The sequence below is a fragment of the Actinomadura rudentiformis genome (assembly GCF_008923185.1).
Classification (GTDB): Bacteria; Actinomycetota; Actinomycetes; order Streptosporangiales; family Streptosporangiaceae; genus Spirillospora; species Spirillospora rudentiformis.
This window is the reverse complement of record NZ_WBMT01000021.1, coordinates 162,521-188,005: the sequence shown is the minus strand read 5'-3', so window position 1 is coordinate 188,005 and position 25,485 is coordinate 162,521. Positions and strand designations below refer to the sequence as shown.

Below are 25,485 nucleotides of genomic sequence, written 5' to 3'. Positions count from 1 at the left end.
GTGAAGATCGGCGACCTCGACTTCACCTACGCCAACGTCCTGCTGTTCGGACTCGCGGTCTTCCTGCTGATGGGCGTCATCAGCTTCATCAAGCAGGGCCTCAAGATCGCTGCCTTGATCGTCCTGGTGCTGGCCGGGCTGGCGGCGGCCGGGGGAGTGATGTGGTTGTGAGCAAGAAGATCGTCATCCTGGACTACGGCTCGGGCAACCTGCGGTCGGCCGAACGCGCCGTCGCCCGGCACGGCGTGGACGTCACCGTGACCCCCGACTGGGACACCGCGGTCGAGGCCGACGGCCTCATCGTGCCCGGCGTGGGCGCGTTCTCCGCCTGCATGACCGGGCTGAAGTCCGTCCGCGGCGAGCAGATCATCGGCCGCCGCCTGTCGGGCGGCCGCCCGGTCCTCGGCATCTGCGTCGGCATGCAGATCCTCTTCGCCAAGGGCGTCGAGCACGGCGTGACCACCGAGGGCTGCGCCGAGTGGCCCGGCACGGTGGAACGCCTGGAGGCGCCCGTGGTGCCCCACATGGGGTGGAACACGGTGGACGCGCCCGACCAAACGGTGCTCTTCAAGGGGATGGACGCCGGCACCCGGTTCTACTTCGTGCACTCCTACGGCGTCCGCCGCTGGGAGTTGCAGCCCGACCCGATGGGCCATCTCAAGCCGCCGCTCGTCACATGGGCCGAGCACGGCGACCGGTTCGTCGCCGCCGTGGAGAACGGGGCGCTCTGCGCCACCCAGTTCCACCCGGAGAAGTCGGGGGACGCGGGTGCGGAGCTCCTCAAGAACTGGCTGTCCACGGTCGAGTGAGCGCGCGACGGACGACCGTCCATGAGCTGTCCGTGAGCGGGGCGTCATGAGTAAAGAGCGGGCGAGGCGACGCGCCGAACGGGAGGCCGCGGCGGCCAAGGCCGCCGCCGAGCACGCCGAACGGCAGGCCAAGGAGACCAGGCGGCGCGACCGGCGCCGGCGGCTCGCGGCGATGGTCCCGCGCCCGGTGCGCGTCCGGCGGCAGGGCGGCGAGCTGGCCCGCAAGCGCCGGATCCAGAACCGCGTCGTCCTCGGGGCCTTCCTCGCCGTCCAGGTGGTCGGCTGGTTCCTGCTGGCCACCTGGGGCGCCCGGCTCGCCCTCTTCGCCCTGTCGGTCTTCCTCGTCCCCGTCTTCGTCACCCTCGCCTTCGATCGCCGCCGCTAACGCCTTCCAACTGCGCAGATAAGGTTTGTCCATGACTCTCGAACTCCTTCCCGCGGTCGACGTCGCCGACGGCCGGGCCGTCCGCCTGGTGCAGGGCGAGGCCGGCACCGAGACCTCCTACGGGGCGCCGCTCGACGCCGCGCTGGCCTGGCAGAACGCGGGAGCGGAGTGGATCCATCTGGTCGACCTGGACGCCGCGTTCGGACGCGGCTCCAACCGCGAGCTGCTCGCCGAGGTCACCGGGCGGCTGGACGTCAAGGTGGAGCTGTCCGGCGGCATCCGCGACGACGCCTCGCTGGAGGCGGCCCTGGCGACCGGCTGCACCCGGGTCAACATCGGCACCGCCGCGCTGGAGGACCCCGGCTGGTGCCGCAAGATCATCTCCGAGTTCGGGGACAAGATCGCTGTGGGCCTCGACGTGCGCGGCACGACGCTGGCCGCCCGCGGCTGGACGCGCGAGGGCGGCGACCTCTGGGAGGTGCTCGCCCGGCTGGAGGACGACGGCTGCCCGCGCTACGTCGTCACCGACGTGACCAAGGACGGCACGCTGCGCGGCCCCAACACCGAGCTGCTCCGCGAGGTGTGCTCGCGCACCGACAAGCCGGTCATCGCCTCCGGCGGCGTCTCCTCGCTCGACGACCTGCGCGAGCTGGCGGCGCTGGTGCCGGCCGGCGTGGAGGGCGCGATCGTCGGCAAGGCCCTCTACGCCCAGGCGTTCACGCTCGAAGAGGCCCTGGAGGCCGTCAAATGAGCGTCGCCGTACGCGTGATCCCGTGCCTGGACGTGGACGCCGGGCGCGTCGTCAAGGGCGTCAAGTTCCAGAACCTGCGCGACGCCGGAGATCCAGTGGAGCTCGCGCGCCGCTACGACGCCGAGGGCGCCGACGAGCTCACGTTCCTCGACATCACCGCCTCCAGCGGCGACCGCGAGACCACGTACGACGTGGTGCGCCGCACGGCCGAGCAGGTCTTCATCCCGCTCACCGTCGGCGGCGGCATCCGCGCCGTGGACGACGTGGACAGGCTCCTGCGCGCCGGGGCCGACAAGGTGTCGGTCAACACGGCCGCGATCGCGCGCCCGGAGTTCCTCCAGGAGGCCGCCCACCGCTTCGGCTCCCAGTGCATCGTCCTGTCGGTCGACGCGCGCCGCGTGACAGGCGACACCACGACCGAGTCGGGCTACGAGGTCACCACGCACGGCGGCCGCAAAGGCACCGGCATCGACGTCATCGAGTGGGCTCGCCGCGGCGAGGAGCTGGGGGTCGGCGAGATCCTCCTCAACTCCATGGACGCCGACGGCACCAAGAACGGCTTCGACCTGGAGATGCTGCGCCAGGTCCGGGCGGCCGTCTCGGTGCCCGTGATCGCCAGCGGCGGCGCGGGCGCGCTGGAGCACTTCGCCCCGGCCGTCGACTCCGGTGCGGACGCCGTCCTGGCCGCGAGCGTCTTCCACTTCGGCGATCTGAAGATCTCCGAGGTCAAGGACGCCCTCCGCGCGTCCGGCCACCCCGTTCGCTGAACGACCGTCACTCCCCACTACTGTCTCCCCCCGAGGTTCACCGCATGACTCCGCAAGCCCATGTCGCCTTGGCGACCTTCTCCGGCATGCCCGACGGCAACGACGACGTCCGGGAGCTGTCCGCGGCCCTCATCGCCGAGGGCCTCGGCGCCGAGGTGGTCAGCTGGGACGACCCCGATGCCGACTGGGACTCCTACGACCTCGTCGTCGTCCGTACGACCTGGGACTACACCGCCCGCCTCGACGAGTTCCTCGCCTGGGCCGATCGGGTCCCGCGCCTCCTCAACCCCGCCGGTGTCCTGCGCTGGAACACCGACAAGCGCTATCTCCGGGACCTCGACGAGGCGGGGGTGCCGGTCGTCCCGACCCGCTGGGACCTGGACGACGTCCCCGCGGACTGGCCCGAGTACGTCATCAAGCCGGCCGTCTCCGCGGGTTCGCGCGACACCGCCCGCTGGCGCGCCGGAGAGAAGGACAAGGCGCGCGCCCATCTGCGGTCCCTGCGCGAGGCGGGTCGCACGGTCATGATCCAGCCCTATCTGTCCGCGATCGACACCGCGGGCGAGACCGCGCTGCTCTTCTGCGACCGCGAGTTCAGCCATGCCGCCCGCAAGGCACCGATCCTCAAGGCCGGCGCCGGGCTGCTGGACGCCCCCAACGGCGGCGACATCACCGCCGCGGAGGCGACGCCCGAGCAGCTCGCGGTCGCGGCCCGGGCGCTCGCCGCCGTTCCGGGCGATCTGCTCTACGCTCGCGTGGATCTCGTTCCCGGCCCGGACGGCGCGCCCGTGGTCCTGGAGCTGGAGCTGACCGAGCCCGCGCTCTTCCTGCAGCACGCCCCCGGCTCGGCCGCCCGCTACGCCCGGGCCATCGCGCGCCGGGTCAGCCGACCGTCCGCTTGATCATGCCTTCGGTGCCGGGCTCGACGCCCCATGAGAACACCGTCCGCGGGTGGATCCGGATGACCTCGCTGCTGAAATAGGGCGCGGGCGGGGTGATCCCGCTGATCGCCTCGGCGCGCCCGCGGATCTCCAGGCCCCGTACCTCCCAGGGGTCGGTGGAGACGAGATCGTCCATGACCAGCGCGACCTGGTCGTTCCCCTGGACATTACGAAACTTTCGGGTCGCGCCCAGGTTGTAGCCGTAGATGTCGATCGTCCCGGTCTCGGCGTTGTAGCTGACTCCGACGGGGTTGTTCTGCGGGTCGCCCTTGGGGCCGACGGTGGCCAGCCGCGCCAACGGCTGGCTCTTCAGATAGGCGAGTTCGTTCGCGTTCAGACTCATACGCTGATCCTGTTTCCTCAACCGCGGTTGAGGTCAAGCACGGGAACGATCAGGCCCGGGGACGGTCGACCCGGGGTTCGTGCCAGCTCGGCTCGGCGGATTCGTGGACCCGGCCGTCACCGCGGAAGATCAGGTAGCGGTCGAAGTCGGCGGCGAACCAGCGGTCGTGCGTCACCGCCAGGACGGTCCCGGCGAAGCCGTTCAGGCCTTCCTGGAGCGCCTCGGCGCTGGCCAGGTCGAGGTTGTCGGTCGGCTCGTCCAGGAGCAGCAGCGTGCAGCCGGACAGCTCCAGCAGGAGGATCTGCAGCCGCGCCTGCTGGCCGCCGGAGAGCGTCTCGAACGGCTGGCGGCGGGTGGGCGCCAGCTCGTAGCGCGCGAGCGCCCGCATGGCCTCGTTGAGGGTCAGCGCGTTCTCGGTCATGACGATCTCGTCCGCCGTGCGGCCGTGCAAGTCCGGGCGGGTGTGCGTCTGGACGAAATGCCCGGCGACGACGCGGGCGCCGAGCCGCGCGACGCCCGTGTGCGCGACGGGCCGGCCCGCGAGGAGCTTGAGGAACTGCGACTTCCCCGAGCCGTTGGAACCCAGCACCGCGATGCGCTCCCCGTACCAGACCTCCAGGTCGAACGGCCGCATCAGCCCGGTCAGCTCCAGCCCCTCGCAGATCACCGCGCGCTTGCCGGTGCGGCCGCCGCGCAGGCGCATCCGGATGTTCTGCTCCTTGGGAGGGGACTGCGGCGGCCCGGCCTCCTCGAAGCGTTTCAGCCGGGTCACCGCGGCGTGGTAGGCGGACGACATCGAGTCATTGGTGCTGGCCTTCTGCCGCAGCATGCTGACGAGTCGTCTCAGCTTCGCGTGCTCCTCGTCCCACCGGCGGCGCAGTTCGTCGAGCCGGGCGGCGCGGTCCTGCCGGGCCTGCGCGTACGTGGCGAAGCCGCCGCCGTGCACCCAGACCGTACGATCCTCCACCGTGACGATGCGGTCGGCGGCGTTGGCGAGGAGCTGGCGGTCGTGCGAGATCAGCAGAACGGTCTTGGACGTGGCTCGGAGCTGCTCTTCCAGCCACTCCTTGCCCGGCACGTCCAGGTAGTTGTCCGGCTCGTCCAGGAGGAGCACCTGGTCCGGTCCGCGCAGCAGCGCCTCCAGCATCAGCCGCTTCTGCTCGCCGCCCGAGAGCGTGCCCGCCTTGCGGTCACGGACGGCGTCGTACGTGAGACCCAGCGCCGAGGTGGCGCACGCGTCCCAGACGACTTCGAGGTCATAGCCGCCCGCGTCGGTGAAATCGGTGATGGCCTGCGCGTACGCGAGCTGGCTCGCCTCGTCCTCGCCCAGCGCGGCCTCCGCCCGCTCCAGCGCGTCGGCGGTGTCGCGCACCCGTTCGGGCGCGACGGCGAGGAGCAGCTCCCGGAGCGTCCGGTCGCCGGCGACGAACTGGCGCAGCACGCCCAGCCCGCCGGACGAGGCCACACCGCCCTCGACCGGCGTGATCTCTCCGGCGATCAGGCGGAGCAGCGTGGTCTTGCCCGCGCCGTTCGGGCCGACCAGCGCCGCCTTGACGCCCTCGCCGACCCGGAACGACACCTCGTTGAGGAGCAGCCGCCCGTCCGGCAGGACGAACGTCACTCCGCTCACGTCGATGTGTCCCATGGCCTCCCCAAAACGCCGATCGTAGGTGGAGGCCATGCGGACGGCATCTCAATTTTGCGTCAGGTCTCCTCGGCGGCGGGGTCGGGGATGGCCGCCTCGGGCGAGCGCTCGACCACGGGCAGCAGGATCGCCGACGGATGGTCGGGATCATGGAAGAGCTCCTGGTCGGCCGGGAGGAACTCGCCGACCCCGTCCAGCGGCCCGCCGGTGCCCGGATTGGCGGCGACCTTGGGGTAGGCGCCGCTGGTCACGTGCACGCGGACGCGGTGGCCGCGCCGGAACCGGTGCCCCGTCGGCCACAGGTCGACCGCGATCCGCCGCACCCCCTCGGTGCCGACGGGCTTGTCCGCCACCGGCCGGTCCGGGTCGAGCCGGAGCCCTCCCTCGCACACGTTCAGGGACACGCCGTCGGGTGCGACGTCGCACAACCGCACGATGAAGTCGGTGTGCTCGCGGCTCGACCGGACGAACAGGTCGGCGGCCACCGGGCCGATCACGTCCAGATCCTCGGTGAGCTCGGAGGAGGTGAAGACCAGCACGTCCGGACGATTCTCCAGCGGCCTGTTGTCGACGGGCTTGGAGCTGCCCAGCAGGGTGGGGCCGCCGAGCGCGGGCGTCGGCCGCGCCGGGTCGAAGCGGTAGGAGCTGCCCGGCCGCTCCTGCGGTCCGTCCTCACCGAGCCCACCGCCGGAGTGCAGGTGCCAGCGCCGCTGCGTCATCCCGGGCGGCGGCCAGTCCCGGTAGTCGCGCCACTCCCGCGCCCCCGTGACGTACACCCGGACAGGGTTGGCGCGCAGCCCGGAGAAGTCGCCCCGCAGGTGCGCGCGGAACCAGGCCAGCGACTCGCGGAACGCGACCAGCCCGTGCCGGGCGTCGGTGTGCCACCAGGGGCCGATGGTGAGGTACGGGTGGTTCCCGGCCGCCCGCAGTGCCAGATAGTCCTTGATCTCCCACGGCAGGAAGATGTCGTACCACCCGCCCATCAGCGAGACGGGCGCGGTGACCTCGCCGACCGTGCCGCTGAAGTCGCGCTTGAGCCAGAAGTCCGAGCCCGGCTCGTGGCCGTGCCCGGCCAGCAGATCACGGTAGAAGCGCAGCGGCGAGCCGCCCGTCAGCAGGTCCAGCTCCACTGGTGCCCGGCCGCTGCGGGCCGCCCTCAGCACCCGGCGCCGCGCGGTGAGCGGCGCGGTGAGCATGCCGAGCGGTGTCTGCTGCCGCGCGGTGAGGTCGCTCCAGGTGAGCGCCGACTCCAGGGCGAACGAGCCGCCGACGTACGCCGCGTCCAAGATCGACGAGGTGGTGATCTGCAGCGCCATCGCCTTCAGCTCGGGCCCGGCCTCGGCGGCCGACGCCCAGGCCGTGTAGCCGAGATAGCTCGGCCCGTAGGTGGCGAACGAGCCGTTGAACCAGTCCTGGTCCTTCAGCCAGCGCACCGTGGCGAGGCCGTCCTCCCGTTCGTTGGTGAGCGGGTCGAACTCGCCCTCGGATCCGAACGTGCCGCGCACGCTCTGCACGACCAGCTGGAAGCCGAACGGCACGAGCGGCAGGCCGTTGATGACCGACGCCGGGCCGCGCCGCCCGTACGGCGTGCGGACCAGGATCGTGGGCGGTGGGCGCCGCACGCCGGTCGGCACGAACCGGTCGGCCAGCAGGGTCGCGCCGTCGGGCATGACGACGGGAATGTCGCGGTGGACCGTGTAGCGGGGCAGGCCACGCGGGCGTGGGAGTCTGATCGGCGAGGCGGGGAGGCGGTCCCTCAAGGCCATGCTGTCTCCAGAGCGCCGTACGAGCCCGGCGGGGTGGGTGAACGGGTCTCCGTCGGCCAGGTCGGGTGCTACTACCTGGTAACGGTAGCCGTTCGTGCCGCCTGACGGCATCCCGGCCGGTGCCCCATCGCGCCGGGGACACCGCTCCGTCCTGGTGAAACGCCGTATGGCGGGCGGCCGTTTTCTTTGGCATCGTGGCGCTCACAGCGTTGACCAGCGGGGGAGATCGAGCATGTGGGCTGGACCGAACGCGCCGATGTTGCCGCCGCAGGGGCAGGCCTGGACGCCGGCCGCGCCCATCCGGCCGCACGCGGCGTGGTATCTGCTCCCGATCGTGCTGATCCTGGGTTCGGTGGTGGGCTTCACCGGGCTGCTCATCGGCAAATGGGAGGAGAGCCAGATCGCCTCGGGCCCCAAGGTGCGCGGTGATCCGGTGAACGGCCTGACGGTCGACCTCCACCAGGGCCACCCCTACTTCGTCTACGTCCGCGGCAACGCCGCCGGGCCGGCGGCCTGCGCGATCACCCCCGCCAACGGGGGCTCGCCGGACCCGATCCCGCTGACCAAGAAGAACTCCTGGAGCGCGACGGACTACCCGTCCTACCGGTACGTGGCGACCTTCGACGCGCCGCTGACCGGCAAGGCGCGGCTGACATGCCAGGGTGCCACCGGCGAGCTGCTGGTCACGCCCGACGACACGGTGGACGGCTATCTGGGGTTCGCCCTCCTCGGCGGGCTCTTCCTGGGCGGCCTCGGCGTCATCGCCGCGATCGTGATCCCGCTGCGGCGCCGCAACTCCAAGCGCCGCGCCTGGGCGCAGCGCCCGCCGACCGCAGGGCCGCCGACCGCAGGGCCGCCGACCGCGGGGCCGCCGGGCGGCGGGTATCCCCAGATGCCCCCGCCGGGCCCCTTCAGCCGCTGACCACCAGGATCATTTCGCGGCGTCCTTGGCGAGGTGCCGGCCGATGACCATGCGCTGGATCTGGTTGGTGCCCTCGAAGATCTGCATCACCTTGGCCTCGCGCATGTAGCGCTCCACCGGGAAGTCGCGAGTGTAGCCGTAGCCGCCGAGCACCTGGACCGCGTCGATCGTCACCTTCATCGCGGCGTCCGTGGCGACCAGCTTGGCGATGGAGGCCTGGCGCCCGAACGGGAGCCCGCGGTCCTTGCGCCGGGCCGCGTCGAGATAGGTGGCCCGGGCGGACTCCACGGCGGCCGCCATGTCGGCCAGCAGGAACGCCAGCCCCTGGTTCGCGATGATCGGGCGGCCGAACTGCTCGCGCTCGGTGGCGTAGGAGACCGCGTGGTCCAGCGCGCCCTGCGCCAGCCCGACCGCGCAGGCGGCGATGCCGAGCCGCCCGGAGTCGAGCGCGGCGAGCGCGATCGGGAATCCCTGGCCCTCGTCGCCGAGCCGCCACTCGGACGGGACGCGGACGTTGTCGAAGTGCAGCTGCGCCGTCGTCGAGCCGGTGAGGCCCATCTTGCGCTCCGGCGGCCCGAACGTCAGCCCGGGCATCTGCCCCTCGGTGAGGAAGCAGCTGATGCCGCGGCTGCCCTCGTCGGACGTACGGGCGAACAGCACGTAGAAGTCGGCCTCGCCGCCGTGCGTGATCCAGGTCTTGGTGCCGCTGACCAGGTAGTGGTCGTCCACGGCGAGCGCCCGGGTGCTGAGCGCCCCGGCGTCCGAGCCCGCGTGCGCCTCCGACAGCGCGTACCCGCCCAGCAGTTCGCCGCCGAGCAGCTCGGGCAGCTGCTTGCGCTGCTCCTCGGTGCCGTAGTTCGCCAGCGGGAAGCAGGCCAGGGAGTGCACGCTCACGCCGACGGCGACCGACGCCCAGACCGACGCGATCTCTTCCAGCACCTGCAGGTAAACCTCGAACGGCTGCCCGCCGCCGCCCTGATCCTCGGGGTAGGGCAGGCCGAGCAGGCCGCTCCGGCCGAGCAGCCGGAAGACGTCGCGGGGGAAGGTGCCGGTCTCCTCCGCCGGGGCGGCGCGCGGCGCCAGTTCCTTGCGGCAGAGCTCGCGGGTCAGCGCGATGAGATCTTCGGCTTCCGGGGTGGGGAGCATGCGTTCTGCGGGCATGCCTCCTATCTTCCCGGATCGGGGCGACCGCATTGAAGCTCAGGTGGTCAGTTCGCGCTCCAGGGGCGTGCGGAAGCGAGGGGTCGCCCGGACGTCCCCGTACCAGCCGGGCAAACGGGCCGCCTCGGCCTCGATCGCGGCCTCCGCGTCGGCGCCCACGTCCTCCAGCAGGCGCATCGCGATCTCGCCGTCCTTGCGCTGGGCCCAGCCGCCGACGATGCGGCCGTCCCACCAGATGGTCGGGCCGATGTTGCCGTTCTTGTCGAACAGCGCCGGCCCGTGATCGCCCAGATACCAGGACCGTGCCTGCCAGCCCATCGGCGTCGGGTCGAGCGCGGGCAGCAGCGACGCCCAGGGATCGGGCGCCGCCACCGGCTCGAGATCGTCGGTGAGCAGCACCCCGGTCGTGCCGCCGAGATCGACCTCGGTGACGTCGAGCAGGGTCAGGGCCTTCTTGACCTCGCCCAGCGTCCAGCCCGTCCACCACTTCAGGTCGGACACGGGCGCCGGGCCGAACGACCAGAGCCAGTCGCGGAGCAGCACGGCCCGGGCCTCGTCGGCGGGCATCGCGGGGACGCCGCCGGGCAGCCACGCCTCGATGGGGGACCATTTGTACTGGCTGCTGATCCAGGAGCCGTTGGGACGGCCGCGCACGATGCGCCCCTCGACGCCGAGGGTGACGAGCACCCAGGTGGTGATGCTCGTGGGCCTGGAGTAGGACTTGCCCGGCGCGGGATCGACCTGGGTGCGCAGCCGCGGCTCGTCCTTGCTCAGCTGGGCCCCGGTCGCCTCGCCGCGGGCCAGCAGCGCCGCATGGGTGGCGTTCTCGACATCGCGCCACCATCCGTCGATGTCGCCGTCGACCACCCCGGCCTGCTCCAGGAACCGGCTGTACGTCCGGCGCTGCTTGATCGCGAGGGCGTCGGCGCAGGAGGCCTGCAGGACGGGGACCAGCTCGACCGGGACGACGAACATGGTCCGCCGCATGGCGAGCATCCGCAGCAGGGTCCGGTCGTCGTAGAGGGTCTTCTCGACCAGGGCGGGAGTCGCCGCCCTGCTGCGCGCCGCCACGGACAGGAAGACGGTGGCCGGGTCGGTGGCGTGCAACGCCACGAGCGACCGGGCGATCTCGACGACGTCATCGGTCCGGACCGCCGGGGCCAGCCGGTGCCGGAGCGCCAGCCGGGCCCGCCGTTCCGCCGCACTGATCGAACGCCTACTGATCGAACGCATGGGCGAATACTATGCCCGTGTCACCCGCTGTTGGAGATCTTGACGACCACGTTGTCCTTCGTGACGGACTGGACCTGGACGTCGAACCCGTCGGACTGCTCGGCCTCGCCCACCGGCACGGTGATCTGCTGGCCGCCGACCTTCATCGTGACGTTGTTGCCCTGGACGCTGACCAGCTCGGCCTTGATGCCGAGGATCGACGCGCTGGCGTCCACGCCGCGGTCGAAGGTGATCGTGCAGGCGTTCAGGTTGCAGTCGGTCTTGGTGTTCTCCCCACCGCACGCCGCCACCGTCGCGAACGGCAGCAGGACGAGGGGGAGCACGGCGAGCTTGCGCCTCACAGGGGAGATCATGACTCTGAGTCTATGAGGTGCACTCTCGCCGTCACGCCATTCGGGGGGAGGAACCGTGTCGAACCGAAGTAGTACTCCGCGGTGACACGGCCTCGCCGCAGCGCAGGATCCGACCCCCGGCCTCGCGCTGCGGCTCTCCGCGCCCGTGATGTGAGGCGATCAGCTGTGGTGGCTGCGGCCGTTGACGATGTCGCCGCCGAGCTGCTGGCGCAGCGTCTCCAGGGTGGGCGCGGTGCTGACGATGACCCAGCGCTTGCCGACCAGGTAGGTGCCGCCCCAGGGCTTGGCCTCTTCGAGCCAGCTCTTCTGCCCCTGCTCGCTGGTGAAGCCGACCACGGTGTAGCGCCCGGTGCCGGTCTGGCACGCGCCCTGCCGCAGTTCCTCGGCGTTCCGCCGCCCCGAGAGCGTGCAGCCCGTCTGCGAGGCGATCTGCTCGATGGTGGCCTCCTTGGCCTCCGGCCCGTCGTGGCCTGCGTGAGCGCCGTTGTTCAGCTTGCCGGAGCAGCCGGCCAGCAAGGCCACGGCGGGCACGGCCACCAGCGCGGCCTTGAGAAGGTGCGGCAAACCCATGGTGCGTCCTCCCGGGGAGATGCGATTCCGGGGAGTGGTACGCGCCGGACGGGGCGAGGGTTCAGTCGAATTTCACATGAGTCTGGCGGCGGCGGCCGCACGGACCTCGGGCTCTTCGGCGGGGTCGTGGTGCAGGCGCTGGAGACGTATCCGGGTCTCTCGCGTGAGCGGGGCCGACTGCGCGGCGATCTCACGGACGCCCTCCTCGCAGTCCCACAGGCCCTCGACGGTGTAGGCCTCGGCGGTGTGCGGGGCGGTGCGGGTCAGGGCGGTCAGGACCCGGGGCCTCAGGTAGGCGTAGGCGGACTCGGTCCAGGAATCCTTGAGCAGGGGCACGGCCTCGCCGGCGCGGAGCCTGCCGAGCCCCTCGATGGGGCCGGCGGCGTCGCTCCAGTCGCGCCGGGAGAGGGCGTCGCGGAGCTCGCTCATCAGCAGCGGGATGTCCTGGCGGGTGCCGTGGCGGGCCAGGATGCGCAGCGCCATGTCCTCGCAGCCGTTGTGGGCGGCGGCCCACGCTCGGGCCCGGGGGAGGACCTCCGGCCCGTACTCCCGCAGCGCTCTGCACACCGCGCCGCCCCATCTGCTGGGCCGCTGCGGCAGGAGCTCCTCGGCGAGGTCCAGCAACGCGGGGGCACGTCTGCGCCCGAGCTCGAAAATGGCCGCGACCGCGCCGTCGTCGCGCTGCCGGGCCATGTCGAGGAGTTCGGATTCGGTGCGTTCGGAGCGGTCGCCGCCACCCGGGCCGCCGGGGCGGCGCACGGCCGGAGCCGCCTCCCGGTGCGAGCTGAGCACGGCCGCGATGCGCGGCTCCCTGGCGGCCCAGCTCTCGATCACCGGATTCGGCGGCCCGGCGACCAGGTCGGCGAGGGTGCCGTCGTCGCAGCGCGCCGCCACGAGCGTGGCCAGCCCGGTCGTCAGCGCGGGATCACGCAGCTCGATCAGCTCGTCGAGGGCGTCGAACCAGTGCGTGCCCTCCTCGGCGTACTCGCGCAGCAGCACGGCGGCCTCACGCCGGCTGAGCCGGACGAGGTCCCCGAGGACGCGCAACGCCAGCACCACCCGTTGCTCGTCCTCATCCGAATGATCGGACGGGTCGAACAGATGGTCGGCGATCGGCCGCACCGGAAGTTCGAGATCGACCACGAGGCGGGCGTAATAGAGGCTCCTCGTCTCGCATTGGAAGTCCCAGCGTGGATCGCGCCGTATGCAGTCGAAGACGTACTCGCCCGCGCCCGACGTGTCGGCCGCCCTGCGCGCGGCCCGGCCGAGACCCCGCTGCAGTTGCCCGTGCAGCGTGCCCGCTGATTCCAAGACGACCTCGTTGTTCACCACGCCAGAATGCGCATCAGAGTCGATATCGGGCAAGTGTTTTACGCCGAACGACCTGGTCAGCACGGGCTGGTCAGCACGGGCCGGCCGACTCCAGACCGTCAGATCTGGCGCTGGGCGATCCAGCTGGCGTGCAGGTCGGCGTAGACGCCGGGCTCGGTCACCAGCTCGGCGTGCGGGCCACGCTGGACGATGCGGCCGGAGTCGAACACGATGACCTCGTCGGCGGCCTCCGCGGTCGACAGCCGGTGCGCGATGGAGATCGCCGTCCGGCCGCGGGTGACGCCGTCCAGGGCCCGCTGGATCCGTACCTCCGTGGCCGGGTCGACCGCCGACGTGGCCTCGTCCAGGACGAGCAGGTCGGGATCGGCGACATAGGCGCGTGCCAGCGCGACCAGCTGGCGTTCACCGGCCGACAACGACTCGCCGCGCTGGCCGACCGGGGTCGCGAGACCGCGCGGCAGGCCCTCCAGCCAGTCGGCGAGGCCGAGCTCGGTCAGCGCCAGCAGCAGATCCTCGTCGGACGCGTCCAGCTTGCCGTACCGGATGTTGTCGGCGAGCGAGGCGTCGAACAGGAACCCGTCCTGCGGCACCATCACGATCCGCTCCCGCAGCGAGGAGAACCTCACCTGGCCGAGCGGCACGCCGTCCACGCGCACCTGGCCGGACGTGGGGTCCATGAGGCGGGTCAGCAGCTTGGCGAACGTGGTCTTGCCCGACCCGGTCTCGCCCACGATCGCGACCCGGCTGCGCGGCTGGATGGAGACGTTCACGCCGTGCAGCACGGGCGGACCGCCCGGGTAGGCGAACCCGACGTCCTCGAACGTCACCTCGATGGGCCCGCGGGGCAGGACCGTGCCCTCCTCGCCGGGATCGGCGACGTCGGGGACCGTGTCGAGGACCCCGAGGACACGCCGCCACCCGGCGATCGCGTTCTGCGCCTCGTTCAGGAGCTCGGTCGCGGTCTGCATCGGGCTGACGAACAGCGTCACGAGGAAGAGGAACGCGACGAGCTTGCCCGCGGTCAGGTTGCCGTCGACGCCGAGCAGCACTCCGGCGACGACGACCGCCGCGGTCGCGATCGCGGCGGTGAGCTCGCTGGTGGGGAACGTGAGCGCGACCAGGCCCTGCGCGCGGGTCTGGGCGGTGCGGGTGGCGTCGACGGTCTCGTCGACCCGCCGCGCGGTGCGCTCCTCCGAGCCGTACGCGCGGATCACCGACGCGCCGACCACGGACTCGCTGACGGCCGCCAGCAGGTCGCCGGTGCGCTCGCGCACCCGGGTGTACGCGGTGGAGATCAGCCGCTGGAACCAGCGCAGTGCGAGTGCCAGCGGCACGAAGGCGAGCCACACCATGAGCGCCAGCGGCCACGAGTAGACCGCCATCAGCACGCTGGCGACCAGCAGCTGCCCCACCGAAATGATGATCATCAGTCCGCCGAACTGCATGAACTGGCTGATCTGGTCCACGTCGCCGGTCACCCGCGACACCAAGGCGCCGCGCCGCTCGCCGCTCTGGGTCAGCATGGACAGGTCGTGCACGTGGCGGAACGCCCTGACGCGCAGGGCGGCCAGGCCGGTCTCGGAGGTCTTGTAGAGCCGGACGTTCATCGCGTACGCGCTGACCGCCGTGATCAGCACCGCGACCGCGCACAGCAGCACGGCGGTGCGGATGTAGCCGACATCCGGGCCACCGGTGGCGCCCAGCCCCTTGTCGATCGTCTGCTGGACCGCGATCGGCACCACGACCCGCCCGGCGGTCGCGACCAGCGCGAGCAGCAGGGTCCCGGCCAGCCCCGCGCGGAACTCCGGGCTCAGCCTCAGGCCGCGCCGCAGCGTGCTGAGGGCGCCTTCCTGGACCGAGACGTCACTGAGCGCGGTCACGTGAGGGCCTCCTCGCTGCCTTCGATGTCGCTGCCTTTGATGTCGCTGTCTTCTCTTTCGCCGTCTTGCCTTTCGTCGTCGCCGCTCTCAAGGGCCTCGTGCTCTTCCTCTGCCCGCTCGTAGGCGTTGACGAGGTTGCGGTAACCCTCGGACCGCCGCAGCAGCTCGGAGTGGGAGCCACGGTCGAGGACGCGGCCGTGCTCGATGTAGACGACCTCGTCGGCCAGCGAGATCGTGGCCTTGCGGTACGCCACCACGACGACGGTGGCTCCGGGCCCGTCCTCTGACTGCTGGGCCTCGCGCAGTCCGTTCAGGATCCGCGCCTCGACCTGGGGGTCGACGCTCGAGGTGGCGTCGTCGAGGATCAGCAGCCTGGGCCGCCGCACGAGCGCCCTGGCCAGGGCGAGCCGCTGCCGCTGGCCACCCGACAGGGTGGCGCCGCGCTCACCGACCTTGGTGTCGAGCCCGTCCGCGAGGGCGGCGACGAATCCGTCCGCCTGGGCCAGCCGCAAGGCCTCCCATACACGTTCGTCCGGTACGTCCAGATTGAGCACGACGTTGCCGCGCACGGTGTCGTCGAAGAGGAACGTCTGCTGGGGGACGAGCGCGGCCGTCTCGGCCACCCCGCCCTGGCGTATGTCCCGGACATCCATCCCGTCCAGCAGGACCGACCCGTCGGCGGGATCGACCAGTCGCACCAGGAGCGAGGTGAGGGTCGATTTGCCAGAGCCCGTCGGCCCGACCACCGCGATCGTCTGGCCGGGCCGGGCGGCGAAGGACACGTCATGCAGGACGTGCCGCTTGGAGCCGTCGTCGCTCTCGTCACCGGACTCGTCGTCGGACTCGTAGGCGAAGCGCAGCTCGCGGACCTCCAGCTCGGCCGCCCTCCCGGCGCCGTCCAGGGAATGCGGCCCGTACGGGAGATCTCCCGTGGCGTCGAGCACCGAGCGGACCCGGGTCCAGCCGACGACGCTCCGCGGCACCTCGGCCAGCACCCAGCCGAGCGCCCGGATCGGCCAGGCCAGCAGGGTGAACAGGTACGCCACGTTCACCAGGTCGCCCGCCGTCATGGCCCCGGCCTCCAGCCGGACCGAACCGATCAGCAGGACGGCGAGCACGCCCAGGTTGGGCAGCGCCTCCAGGATCGGGTCGAAGAGCCCGCGGACCCGGCCGACCGCCACGTTGGCGTCGCGCAGGGCGTCGGCGCGCTCGGCGAACCGCTCGGTCTCGGCCTGCTCCCGGCCGAGGGTCTTGACCACCAGCCCGCCCTCGAAGCTCTCGTGCGCGACCTCGCTGACCTCGGCGCGCAGCTGCTGGGCGCGGGTGGCCACGGGCGCCAGCCGCCGCTGGTAGACCACGTTCAGCAGGGCGATGGCGGGGAAGACCAGGAAGCCGACGACGGCCACCGTCAGATCGGTCAGGACGATCGACACGGCGGCGATCAGGAGCATGAAGACCACGCCGACGGCCATCGGCAGTGGCGCGAGCGGCGCCCAGGCGGCCTCCACGTCGGCGTTGGCGTTGGAGAGCAGCTGCCCGGTCGGGTGGCGGTGGTGCCAGGCGAGCGGCAGCCGCAGGTACTGGCGGGTGACGGCCCGTCGGTAACGCGCCTGCATGCGGTACTGCATCAGACCGGCGTAGAACCGGCGTGCCGCGACCCCGAGCGCCTTGAACAGGGCCACGCCCACGATCGCGACGGCCGCGCCTGCCAGAGCCCCGGCCGTCGTGTCGCCGGTCCGGAAGGCCGGCAGGACCACCTCCTCCGTCACCCGGCCGAGGACGGTGGCCGTGGCCACCGTCATCGCCGCGTAGAGGGCGCTGCCGAGGACCGAGACGGTGAAGACCTTCGGTTCCGCCCGGATCGCGACCCCGAGCACCCGCATGCCGTCACGCAGGATGTGGGGACTGACGCGCGTCGAGGCTGCTGGCACGGCTTATCTCCGGATCGTGGGGGTTTCGGGGCCTGCACATCCCTACCATCCGCGTCCGCCGCTTATTCCCGGCGGGGGAAGAGGGGGCTTACCGTCCGTGGTGAGGGCGGGGGTTCGGAGAATCGTGTGCCGCAAGCCAAGAATTGGCTGTTATGTCCTAAAGAATTTGTCACACAAGTGCCTCTCTAGGAGTTGCCGCGAGCGCGCATCGCCCACCCGCCGACGGCGCCCGTACGCCTCGGGCGGCGGGCTCCGCAGGGCCCGTGGCGTCGGCGCGGCGGGAGGCTGTCAAGACCCAGGCGGAAGCAAGTTGCGGCCTTTATCGGTGCGGTAACGCGGTCGTTCGCCGTCAGGTGAATCGCGGGGCTTGCAGCTCCTCCGCTTTACGTGGAACCGGTGATACGGTGGGGCTCGTCGGTTGCAGTCGTGGTTCTCGATCGTTTGTATGGACGCCCGCGGACTGATGGCAGCGGGCGTTTTGGCTTTTCCGGGACGAGCCGGGGGCGAGAGCGTTCCGCAGCGACCGCGCTGGGCCCGCGAGGTGTGGGCCCACGTTTTGCCGCAAGGAGAAAGACATGCCCCAGCAGGGCACCGTGAAGTGGTTCAACGCCGAAAAGGGCTTCGGCTTCATCGCCGTCGACGGCGGTGGGCCGGACGTTTTCGTGCACTACTCGGCGATCCAGTCCTCCGGGTACCGCACCCTCGATGAGAACCAGCGCGTCCAGTTCGAGGTGACGCAGGGTAACCGGGGTCCGCAGGCCGACCAGGTCGTCCCCCTGTAACACCCGATAGCCGTACAGCCGGGCCCGCATCCCACCAGGATGCGGGCCTTGTTGTGTCCGGGGTCGCGTCCCGGGGGTGTCCGGGGTCGTGTCCAGGATCGTTTCCAGCGCCGTTTCCAGGGGAGCCGCGTGCCGGGAGCGGCGGGGCGGTGCGACGGGAGAACGGGGACCCGGCACAATGGATCCCATGTCGGCTCGCCCGTCCAACCTGGACCCCAAGATCGCAGACCGCCTCAAACGCACCGAGGACGGCCTGGTCCCCGCCATCGCCCAGCAGTACGACACCGGGGAGGTGCTCATGCTGGCCTGGATGGACGACGAGGCCCTGCACCGCACCCTCACCACGGGCCGTGCCACCTACTGGTCCCGCAGCCGCGGGGAGTACTGGGTGAAGGGCGAGAGCTCCGGCCACCAGCAGTGGGTCAAGTCCGTCGCCCTGGACTGCGACAAGGACGTCATCCTCGTGAAGGTCGACCAGATCGGCGCCGCCTGCCACACCGGTGACCGCACCTGCTTCGACGCCGACGTGCTCGAAGCGGTGGTCGGGGAGCGGAATGACCCCGGCGGGCCGTGAGCGCGGGCTGACCGCGCTGCTGTGCGCGGCCGGTGCCGGGCTCGTGCTGCTGGCCGCGGGGCGGCCCTGGGCGACGGTCCGCGCCAGGGACGCGATCACCCCGTTCGTCCAGGAGTTGACCGGGCGCGACCTCGGTGGCGCCGCGAGCGCGCTCGGCTGGGCCGGGCTGGCCGCGCTGGCGGCCCTCTTCGCGACCCGCGGCCGGGTGCGCGCCGGGGTCGGCCTGCTGCTGGTGATCTTCGGTGCCGGGATCGGGTACGCCTCCGTCGCGGCCGTCCGGCGCTCCCACGTCCTCACCGCCGCGGGGGACGAACGCGCCCTGCTGCAGGGCCTGTCCGCGCATCCCGCGGTGGAGACGGGCCCGTGGTGGATGGTCTCCGTCGCCGGGGCGGTGCTGCTCGCCGCCGCCGGTCTGATCACGGTGGTGCGCGGCGCGCGCTGGCCCGGCATGTCGGCGCGGTACGAACGGCAGGGGCCCGCAGGCCGGCCTGCCGGCGCCCCTGAGCGGGCGGCAGGTGAACGGACGGCCGCCGACGACTCGTTGCCTGTCGACCAGCACAGCCTCTGGAAGTCCCTGGACCGCGGCGAGGATCCGACAGCCGCCGAAGAGCGCCGGCCGTGACCGGCGACGGCGCGGGCGGCAGGGTCCTGGTGATCGAGCACGAGCCCGCCGTCGCCGAGCTCGAGCGCCGCTACCTGGTGCGCGAGGGCTTCGAGGTCGAGGTGGAGACCGATCCGGCCCGTGCGGCCTCCACCGCCGCGCTGACGCGGCCGGATGTGGTCGTGCTCGACCTGTCCACGGCCGCCCTGCCGGCCGAGCTCTACCACCGGGTCGCCGAGGCCGCCCGGCCGGCGCCGGTGATCGCGGTGATCGGACCGCTCGACCAGGTCACCACGCCGGGACTGGGTGATCACCAGGTCACCCGGCCGTTCGGCCCGCGGCTGCTGGTCGGCGCGGTCGCCGAGGCGCTGCGCCGCAGCGCGCCGCCCGAGACGCCGGGTGTCCTGCGCGCCGGGCCGCTCACGCTGGACCCGCGCGGGCGCGCCGTGACGGTGGGCGACCGCGCTGTCGCGCTCACGGTGACCGAGTTCGACCTGCTGGAGTTCCTGATGGACAACCCCGGCCGGGTCTTCACCCGGGAGCAGCTGCTCGACGCCGCCTGGGGCCCCGGCGCGGGCGCGGGCAACCGCACGGTCGACGTCCACATCGCCCAGCTGCGCGCCAAGCTCGGCGAGGAGAGCCCGATCCGGACCGTCCGGGGCGTCGGATACGTCCTGGACGCCTGAGCGGCCCCTACGCTGGACCTGTGACCCGCGTTCCTGCTCAGCCTGTCCCGTCCGTGCCCGACGGACCGGGATCCGGCTCTGGCCCCGAACCCGGAGCCGGCCCGCGCGGTGGCCGGAGCCGTCTGGCGGCGCTGGCCGGGCCGCTCGGGACCCTGGCGGCGGTCGCCGCGGGCGTGACCCTGGTGTCACTCCGTGATCCGCACGAGCCCGGCCACTACCCGACCTGCCCGTTCCTCGCGCTGACCGGGTTGTACTGTCCCGGCTGCGGTGCGATGCGCATGGTCAACTCGCTGACGCACGGGGACGTCGGTGCCGCGTTCGGCCTGAACCCACTGCTCTTCCTGCTGCTGCCGGTGCTCGGCTACCTGTGGGTGAGCTGGGCCGTCCGCACGGCACGGGGCGAGCCGATGGGCTCCGTCCTGTTCCGGCCACGGGTGGTGGGGGTGTTCCTGGCGGTGATGATGGCGTACTGGGTTGTCCGCAATCTTCCGTTTGCGCATGCCTTGGCCCCGTGAGGGGGTTCTGTACGGCGTGAGTCCGGGCCGGGTTCGAGGGCTCCGGGCGCCTGCGGATACGATCGGTGGACGGATCGACCGGAAAATAGGGGGCCCAGCGCGTGAGTGTTCTCGACGAGATCATCGACGGCGTCCGGGCCGATCTCGCCGAAAGGCAGCGAGACGTCTCGCTCGACGATCTCAAGGCGAAGGCCGAGCGGGCACCGGCCCCGAAGGACGCGCTGGCCGCGCTCCGCGGCCCCGGCGTCGGAGTGATCGCCGAGGTCAAGCGCAGCAGCCCGTCCAAGGGGGCGCTGGCCGCGATCGCCGACCCGGCGGCGCTGGCCGGCGACTACGAGGCCGGCGGCGCCAAGGTGATCAGCGTCCTGACCGAGCGGCGCCGGTTCGGCGGCAGCCTGGAGGACCTGGCCGCCGTCCGCGCCAACGTCGACATCGCCGTCCTGCGCAAGGACTTCATCGTCACCTCGTACCAGCTCTGGGAGGCGCGCGCGTACGGCGCGGACGTCGCCCTGCTGATCGTCGCCGGGCTGGAGCAGGACGCCCTGGTGTCGCTGGTCGAGCGGGCCGAGTCGATCGGGCTGCTCCCGCTGGTCGAGGTGCACACCGAGGAGGAGGTCACCCGCGCGCTCGACGCGGGGGCCAAGGTCATCGGGGTCAACGCCCGTGACCTCAAGACCCTCAAGGTGGACCGCGACGTGTTCGCCCGGCTGGCGCCGCTGATCCCCAAGGACGTCGTCAAGATCGCCGAGTCCGGGGTGCGGGGGCCGCACGACCTGCTGGCGTACGCCTCGGCGGGCGCCGACGCCGTGCTGGTGGGCGAGAGCCTGGTGACCGGCAAGGACCCGCGTTCGGCGGTCGCCGACCTGGTCGCGGCCGGCGCGCACCCCGCCCTCCGCCAGGGCGGCTGAGGGAACGGGGTAGGTTTACGGTCATGCTGATGGAACCGCTGCGCGAACGATGGCGCGCTCACCTGACATCTAACTGATCGGGTAAGCCTTTCTCTCGTACGACAGGACAAGACTTCAGATGACCATCGACGCCGCGCGCGGCACTGTTCCGTCCGTGCCCGATGCCAACGGCCACTTCGGTGCGTTCGGCGGGCGGTTCGCCCCTGAGGCGCTCATGGCCGCCCTGGACGAGCTCGACCGCGAGTTCGAGGCCGCCAAGAAGGACCCCGGGTTCGTCGCCGAGCTCGACGACCTCCTCACCAACTACGCAGGGCGTCCCAGCCTGCTCACCGAGGCCAAGCGCTTCGGGGTGGAGGCGGGCGGCGCCCGGATCCTCCTCAAGCGCGAGGACCTCAACCACACCGGCTCACACAAGATCAACAACGTGCTGGGGCAGGCACTGCTCACCCGGCGGATGGGCAAGAAGCGGATCATCGCCGAGACCGGCGCCGGCCAGCACGGCGTGGCCACCGCGACCGCCGCCGCCCTGCTCGGCCTCGACTGCACCGTCTACATGGGCGAGGTCGACACCGAGCGCCAGGCCCTCAACGTCGCCCGCATGCGGATGCTGGGCGCCGAGGTGATCCCGGTCATGACCGGCAGCCGCACGCTCAAGGACGCCTGCAACGAGGCGTTCCGCGACTGGGTCGCCTCCGTCGACACCACCCACTACTGCATCGGGTCGGTCATGGGGCCGCACCCGTTCCCGATGATGGTCCGCGACCTCCAGCGCGTGATCGGCGTGGAGGCCCGCGCGCAGGTCCTGGAGCTCACCGGCAGGCTGCCGGACGCCGTGATCGCGTGCGTCGGCGGCGGCTCCAACGCCATCGGCACCTTCCACGCGTTCATCCCCGACGAGGGTGTGAAGCTGTACGGGTTCGAGGCCGGCGGCGACGGCGTCAAGACCGGCAAGCACGCCGCCACCCTGGTCGGCGGTTCGCTCGGCGTCATCCACGGCATGCGGACCTACCTGCTGCAGGACGAGGACGGCCAGACGATGGAGACGCACTCGATCTCCGCCGGGCTGGACTATCCAGGAGTCGGGCCCGAGCACTCCTGGCTGCACGACATCGGCCGGGCCGAATACCGCGAGATCACCGACGCCGAGGCGATGGAGGCGTTCGCGCTGCTCTGCCGCACGGAGGGCATCATCCCGGCCATCGAGTCGGCACACGCCCTCGCGGGCGCGCTCAAGGTCGGCAAGGAGCTGGGACCCGATGCCACGATCGTCGTGTGCCTCTCCGGCCGCGGCGACAAGGACATGCACACGGCGGCCAACTTCTTCGGCCTCATGCCGGAAGGAGAGGCACGATGAGCGTTCAGGCCGCCTACGACAAGGCCAAGGCCGAAGGGCGCGCCGCGCTCGTCGGCTACCTGCCCGCCGGGTTCCCCTCGTACGAGGGCGCCATCGAGGCCGCGCGCACCATGGTGGAGGCGGGCTGCGACGTCATCGAGATCGGCCTGCCCTACAGCGATCCGATGATGGACGGCCCGACCATCCAGGACGCCGTGCACCAGGCCCTGGTCGGCGGTGTCCGGGTCGCCGACGTCTTCCGCACCGTCGAGGCCGTGGCGGCGACCGGTGTGCCGACCCTGGTGATGACCTACTGGAACCCGGTCGACCACTACGGCGTGGAGGCGTTCGCGCGCGACCTCAGGTCGGCCGGCGGCACCGGGCTCATCACGCCTGACCTCACGCCCGAGGAGGCCGGTCCCTGGCTGGAGGCGGCCGACGCGCACGACCTCGACAAGGTGTTCCTCGTCGCGCTCAGCTCCACCGACGAGCGCATCGAGAAGATCACCCAGGCCTGCCGCGGGTTCGTCTACGCCGCCTCGCTGATGGGGGTCACCGGCGCCCGCAGCGCCCTCGACACCGGCGCGCCACGGCTGGTGGAGCGGACCCGCGAGAGCATCGTCCGGCAGGGCCTGGACCTGCCGATCGGGCTGGGGCTCGGCGTCGGCAACGGCGCCCAGGCCGCGGAGGTGGCGGGCTTCGCCGACGGCGTGATCGTCGGCTCGGCGTTCATCCGGCGCATCCTGGACGCCCCGGACGCCGCCGCGGGCCTTGCCGGTGTACGCGCGCTGACCGCCGAGCTCGCCGAGGGTGTGCGCAAGGCCAAGTAGGGCATCTGGCTTTGGGACACGCCCAAGGGGCGGCCGGGCGCGACTTTCGTACGGCGAGTTTATGTGGCGTCCCCTAAGGTGTTTCCGAGCCCGGGAGTGGCGGCGTAACGCCGCGCCCGGGCCAAGGGCTGTTCGGCTGGTGCCCGCGGGTGCCGACTTGGAGAATGATCATGATGGCTCAGCAGGTCGAGGGGCGGGACACGAGCGCGGCCAAGGCGCCCGCCCGCCCGTTGTGGTTCATGCTCTCGGCGTGGGTGCTCACGCTCGCCGGGCTCGGCATCTCGATCTACCTGACGATCAGCCACTACGACGAGAAGGCGCTGGTCTGCTCGGCGAGCGGCACGGTGGACTGCCACGCGGTCACCACCAGCAAGTACTCCGAGCTGGCGGGCATCCCGCTGCCCCTGCTCGGGCTGGGATTCTTCGTCTCGTTCGTGGTGCTGATCACGCCGTTCGCGCTGCGTTCGCAGAACCCGCTGTTCCGCTGGGGCCGGCTGGCCGCCACCGGCGTCGGGATGGTCTTCGTGATCTACCTGGTGACCGTGGAGCTGGCGCTGCTGCAGAAGATCTGCCTGTGGTGCACCGGCGTCCACGCCGTCACCGTCCTGCTGTTCGTCCTTGTCCTGTCCGACGAGTTCCGGCGGATCGGCCAGGTCGACTAGGACCCGACCCGGCCCCCCGCCGAGCCCGCGCGGCCGTCCGCCGCGCGGTCCCCGATGAGGAGATCCACAATGAGCAAGGCCGCACGCGAGCGGTCCGCCCGGGAGCGGCTGGCCGCCGAGCGCAAGCGTCAGGAGGCCCGTGACAAGCAGCGCAAGCTGCTCGCGATCGTCCTCGGCGCGGTGGTCGCCGTCGCGGCGGTCGTGGTGGTCACCGTGATCGTTCTCGACCAGCGTGGCAAGAGCGATCAGAAGGCGACCGCCTACACCGGACCACAGGCCCCGCTCACCCGCGACGCGGACGGCTCGATCGTGATGGCCAAGGCCGGCGTCACCGCTCCCACGATCGAGATCTTCGAGGACTTCCAGTGCCCGGCCTGCAAGTCGTTCGAGGAGAGCACCGGCAAGAAGGTCAAGGAGCTGGCCGCGGCCGGCAAGGTCAAGGTCGTCTACCGGCCGTTCCACCTGTTCGGCCAGTCGCAGAACCCCATCAAGGAGAACTCGCTCCGCTCCGCCGCGGCGGCCCTGTGCGTCCCGGCCGACAAGTGGCTCTCCTACCATGACGCGCTCTTCAAGTTCCAGCCCGAGGAGGGCGACGAGGGCTTCGCCACCAAGGAACTGGTCAACTGGGGCAAGGACGTCGGCGTGGCCGACGCGGGCTTCGAGAAGTGCGTCACCGACCAGCAGAAGAAGTCGCAGGTCGACACGATGACCACGTACGCGCTCCAGACCCGCAAGGTCACCGGCACCCCGACCGTCTTCCTCAACGGCCGCAAGCTGGAGGACAACGAGCTCGGCAGCCCCGACGGCCTGGAGAAGGCCGTCAGCGACGCCGCCAAGACCAAGACCAACCAGTAACAGGGCCGACAAGCACCCGCGCTGGTCGCTCCCATCCGAGCCGTGGCCCCCGAGAGGGCCACGGCTCGGTGTTTTCTCTCCCTCCTTCCGGCTCGGCCACCGTGGCCCACGTGCTGCCCGGGGCTAGTGTCGAGCCGCGAAAACGCAGGTCGACGCGCTGATCGGGGGATTGATGAGCAAGGCGGACAGGGGGCGTTCGGCGCGGCAGCGGCTGGCCGAGGAACGCGCCAGGCAGGCGGCTCGGGAGAGACAGCAGCGGTTGCTCGTCATCGTGCTGGGCGCCGTGGCCGCCGCGGCGATCATCGTGGTGGCGGTCGTGCTGGTGCGCAACGCCGGGGGCGGCTCCGAGCCGGGCTCGGACTACAAGGGCGAGCTCGCACCGGCCACCCGGCAGCCGGACGGCTCGGTCGCGATGGCCAAGGCGGGCGTCGCCAAGCCGATGCTGGAGCTGTACGAGGACTTCCAGTGCCCGGCCTGCAAGAACCTGGAGGACAGGCTGGGCGCGACGATCAAGGAGCAGGCCGCCGCGGGCAAGGTCAAGGTCGTCTACCGCCCGTTCCGGCTCTTCCGGCAGGAGCCGCTGAAGTCCAACTCCCAGCGCGCCGCCAACGCGGCGGCGTGCGCGCCCGCCGGCTCGTGGATCCGGTTCCACGACCGGTTGTTCGCCGAGCAGCCCGATGAGGGTGAGGCCGGCTTCGAGAACGCCGACCTGGTCGAGTGGGGCCGCGAGGCCGGGATCACCGGCGACGCGTTCGCCAAGTGCGTTGACGGCGGCGAGAAGAACGCCATGGTCGACCAGGCCACCGCGCACGCGGCGAAGGCGGGGGTGTCGGCGACTCCGACGCTCATGCTCGACGGGAAGCAGGTCGCCGGCGGCGCCCTCACGCCCGACGGGTTGACGAAGGCGATCGAGGCCGCCGGAACGTAGCATCCGGACCACGCTCCGAGCA

At 71.6% G+C, this 25,485-nt stretch carries 28 protein-coding genes; 18 read left to right on the top strand and 10 right to left on the bottom strand.

Translation table 11 applies throughout. From position 1 onward, the window contains the following. Genes F8566_RS50400 through F8566_RS37675 form a run of 6 tightly spaced genes read left to right on the top strand, consistent with a single transcriptional unit; the run spans position 1 to position 3,614 of the window. Positions 1-171 (top strand): hypothetical protein, encoded by a 171-nt coding sequence (locus F8566_RS50400; RefSeq protein ID WP_192810063.1) that lies wholly within the window; start codon positions 1-3, stop codon positions 169-171. Then, positions 168-809: an imidazole glycerol phosphate synthase subunit HisH gene (gene hisH / locus F8566_RS37695; protein ID WP_151566893.1), complete on the top strand. Its 642-nt coding sequence runs from the start codon at positions 168-170 to the stop codon at positions 807-809. The genes F8566_RS50400 and hisH overlap by 4 nt, the downstream gene beginning before the upstream one ends. A gap of 46 nt (positions 810-855) precedes the next feature. Then, complete coding sequence (locus tag F8566_RS37690; protein ID WP_151566891.1) at positions 856-1,194, top strand: hypothetical protein; 339 nt, start codon at positions 856-858, stop codon at positions 1,192-1,194. 25 nt (positions 1,195-1,219) lie between these two features. Further along, positions 1,220-1,945 (top strand): bifunctional 1-(5-phosphoribosyl)-5-((5-phosphoribosylamino)methylideneamino)imidazole-4-carboxamide isomerase/phosphoribosylanthranilate isomerase PriA, encoded by a 726-nt coding sequence (gene priA, locus F8566_RS37685; RefSeq protein ID WP_225993865.1) that lies wholly within the window; start codon positions 1,220-1,222, stop codon positions 1,943-1,945. Then, positions 1,942-2,712 (top strand): imidazole glycerol phosphate synthase subunit HisF, encoded by a 771-nt coding sequence (hisF, locus tag F8566_RS37680; RefSeq protein ID WP_151566887.1) that lies wholly within the window; start codon positions 1,942-1,944, stop codon positions 2,710-2,712. The genes priA and hisF overlap by 4 nt, the downstream gene beginning before the upstream one ends. Before the next feature lie 44 nt (positions 2,713-2,756). After that, entirely contained in the window at positions 2,757-3,614 is an 858-nt protein-coding gene (locus F8566_RS37675) for an ATP-grasp domain-containing protein (RefSeq protein WP_151566885.1), read from the top strand. On the opposite strand, the gene F8566_RS37670 is transcribed toward F8566_RS37675, so the two are convergent. The 3 genes from F8566_RS37670 to F8566_RS37660 are packed head-to-tail and all read right to left on the bottom strand — an operon-like array spanning position 3,595 to position 7,518. Beyond that, complete coding sequence (locus F8566_RS37670; RefSeq protein ID WP_151566883.1) at positions 3,595-3,996, bottom strand: PPOX class F420-dependent oxidoreductase; 402 nt, start codon at positions 3,994-3,996, stop codon at positions 3,595-3,597. The genes F8566_RS37675 and F8566_RS37670 overlap by 20 nt on opposite strands. 49 nt (positions 3,997-4,045) lie before the next feature. Continuing rightward, on the bottom strand, positions 4,046-5,641 hold the full coding sequence (locus F8566_RS37665) for an ABC-F family ATP-binding cassette domain-containing protein (protein WP_151566881.1): 1,596 nt from the start codon (positions 5,639-5,641) through the stop codon (positions 4,046-4,048). Between the two features lie 59 nt (positions 5,642-5,700). Next, complete coding sequence (locus F8566_RS37660) at positions 5,701-7,518, bottom strand: CocE/NonD family hydrolase (protein WP_225993864.1); 1,818 nt, start codon at positions 7,516-7,518, stop codon at positions 5,701-5,703. A 121-nt stretch (positions 7,519-7,639) separates the two neighbouring features. Here F8566_RS37660 and F8566_RS37655 point away from each other — a divergent pair, with 121 nt between their 5' ends. Continuing rightward, the gene (locus F8566_RS37655) at positions 7,640-8,329 is read left to right on the top strand and encodes a hypothetical protein (RefSeq protein ID WP_151566879.1); all 690 of its coding nucleotides are present in this window, start codon (positions 7,640-7,642) and stop codon (positions 8,327-8,329) included. Between the two features lie 9 nt (positions 8,330-8,338). Here the strand turns inward: F8566_RS37655 and F8566_RS37650 are convergent, their stop codons facing one another. The 7 genes from F8566_RS37650 to F8566_RS37620 all read right to left on the bottom strand — a co-directional run bounded on the left by F8566_RS37650 (position 8,339) and on the right by F8566_RS37620 (position 16,741). Continuing rightward, positions 8,339-9,490: an acyl-CoA dehydrogenase family protein gene (locus F8566_RS37650; RefSeq protein ID WP_151566877.1), complete on the bottom strand. Its 1,152-nt coding sequence runs from the start codon at positions 9,488-9,490 to the stop codon at positions 8,339-8,341. Positions 9,491-9,529: 39 nt separating this feature from the next. After that, the gene (locus F8566_RS37645) at positions 9,530-10,723 is read right to left on the bottom strand and encodes a winged helix DNA-binding domain-containing protein (RefSeq protein WP_151566875.1); all 1,194 of its coding nucleotides are present in this window, start codon (positions 10,721-10,723) and stop codon (positions 9,530-9,532) included. 20 nt (positions 10,724-10,743) lie between these two features. Then, a complete protein-coding gene (locus F8566_RS37640; protein ID WP_151566873.1) occupies positions 10,744-11,076 on the bottom strand; it encodes a hypothetical protein in 333 nt (110 codons plus the stop codon). Between the two features lie 159 nt (positions 11,077-11,235). Then, the gene (locus tag F8566_RS37635) at positions 11,236-11,646 is read right to left on the bottom strand and encodes a hypothetical protein (protein ID WP_151566871.1); all 411 of its coding nucleotides are present in this window, start codon (positions 11,644-11,646) and stop codon (positions 11,236-11,238) included. Positions 11,647-11,718: 72 nt separating this feature from the next. Then, complete coding sequence (locus tag F8566_RS37630; protein ID WP_151566869.1) at positions 11,719-12,975, bottom strand: hypothetical protein; 1,257 nt, start codon at positions 12,973-12,975, stop codon at positions 11,719-11,721. A gap of 101 nt (positions 12,976-13,076) precedes the next feature. Continuing rightward, positions 13,077-14,858: an ABC transporter ATP-binding protein gene (locus tag F8566_RS37625; RefSeq protein WP_151566867.1), complete on the bottom strand. Its 1,782-nt coding sequence runs from the start codon at positions 14,856-14,858 to the stop codon at positions 13,077-13,079. Beyond that, on the bottom strand, positions 14,855-16,741 hold the full coding sequence (locus F8566_RS37620; RefSeq protein ID WP_151566980.1) for an ABC transporter ATP-binding protein: 1,887 nt from the start codon (positions 16,739-16,741) through the stop codon (positions 14,855-14,857). Before F8566_RS37620 ends, F8566_RS37625 begins: the two co-directional genes overlap by 4 nt. 623 nt (positions 16,742-17,364) lie before the next feature. Between F8566_RS37620 and F8566_RS37615 the strand changes: the two genes are divergently transcribed. The 11 genes from F8566_RS37615 to F8566_RS37565 all read left to right on the top strand — a co-directional run bounded on the left by F8566_RS37615 (position 17,365) and on the right by F8566_RS37565 (position 25,463). After that, positions 17,365-17,571, top strand: coding sequence for a cold-shock protein (locus tag F8566_RS37615; RefSeq protein ID WP_018657218.1), 207 nt, complete (start codon positions 17,365-17,367; stop codon positions 17,569-17,571). 187 nt (positions 17,572-17,758) lie between these two features. Further along, on the top strand, positions 17,759-18,145 hold the full coding sequence (gene hisI, locus F8566_RS37610; protein WP_192810062.1) for a phosphoribosyl-AMP cyclohydrolase: 387 nt from the start codon (positions 17,759-17,761) through the stop codon (positions 18,143-18,145). Further along, positions 18,126-18,767 carry a TIGR02234 family membrane protein gene (locus tag F8566_RS37605; protein WP_151566863.1) on the top strand — a complete coding sequence of 214 codons (642 nt, stop codon included), beginning with the start codon at positions 18,126-18,128 and terminating at the stop codon, positions 18,765-18,767. The genes hisI and F8566_RS37605 overlap by 20 nt, the downstream gene beginning before the upstream one ends. Further along, complete coding sequence (locus F8566_RS37600) at positions 18,764-19,432, top strand: response regulator transcription factor (RefSeq protein ID WP_151566861.1); 669 nt, start codon at positions 18,764-18,766, stop codon at positions 19,430-19,432. The genes F8566_RS37605 and F8566_RS37600 overlap by 4 nt, the downstream gene beginning before the upstream one ends. A 20-nt stretch (positions 19,433-19,452) precedes the next feature. Then, positions 19,453-19,947 (top strand): DUF2752 domain-containing protein, encoded by a 495-nt coding sequence (locus F8566_RS37595; protein WP_225993863.1) that lies wholly within the window; start codon positions 19,453-19,455, stop codon positions 19,945-19,947. 101 nt (positions 19,948-20,048) lie between these two features. Further along, entirely contained in the window at positions 20,049-20,855 is an 807-nt protein-coding gene (gene trpC / locus F8566_RS37590) for an indole-3-glycerol phosphate synthase TrpC (protein ID WP_151566859.1), read from the top strand. Positions 20,856-20,973: 118 nt separating this feature from the next. Next, on the top strand, positions 20,974-22,209 hold the full coding sequence (trpB, locus tag F8566_RS37585; protein ID WP_151566857.1) for a tryptophan synthase subunit beta: 1,236 nt from the start codon (positions 20,974-20,976) through the stop codon (positions 22,207-22,209). Continuing rightward, entirely contained in the window at positions 22,206-23,018 is an 813-nt protein-coding gene (gene trpA / locus F8566_RS37580; RefSeq protein WP_151566855.1) for a tryptophan synthase subunit alpha, read from the top strand. The genes trpB and trpA overlap by 4 nt, the downstream gene beginning before the upstream one ends. Before the next feature lie 170 nt (positions 23,019-23,188). Further along, the gene (locus F8566_RS37575; protein WP_225993862.1) at positions 23,189-23,680 is read left to right on the top strand and encodes a vitamin K epoxide reductase family protein; all 492 of its coding nucleotides are present in this window, start codon (positions 23,189-23,191) and stop codon (positions 23,678-23,680) included. 69 nt (positions 23,681-23,749) lie between these two features. Then, positions 23,750-24,535, top strand: a complete 786-nt coding sequence (locus tag F8566_RS37570) for a DsbA family protein (protein WP_151566853.1) — start codon at positions 23,750-23,752, stop codon at positions 24,533-24,535. A gap of 172 nt (positions 24,536-24,707) precedes the next feature. Continuing rightward, positions 24,708-25,463 (top strand): DsbA family protein, encoded by a 756-nt coding sequence (locus tag F8566_RS37565; RefSeq protein ID WP_151566851.1) that lies wholly within the window; start codon positions 24,708-24,710, stop codon positions 25,461-25,463. Positions 25,464-25,485 lie beyond the last annotated feature (22 nt).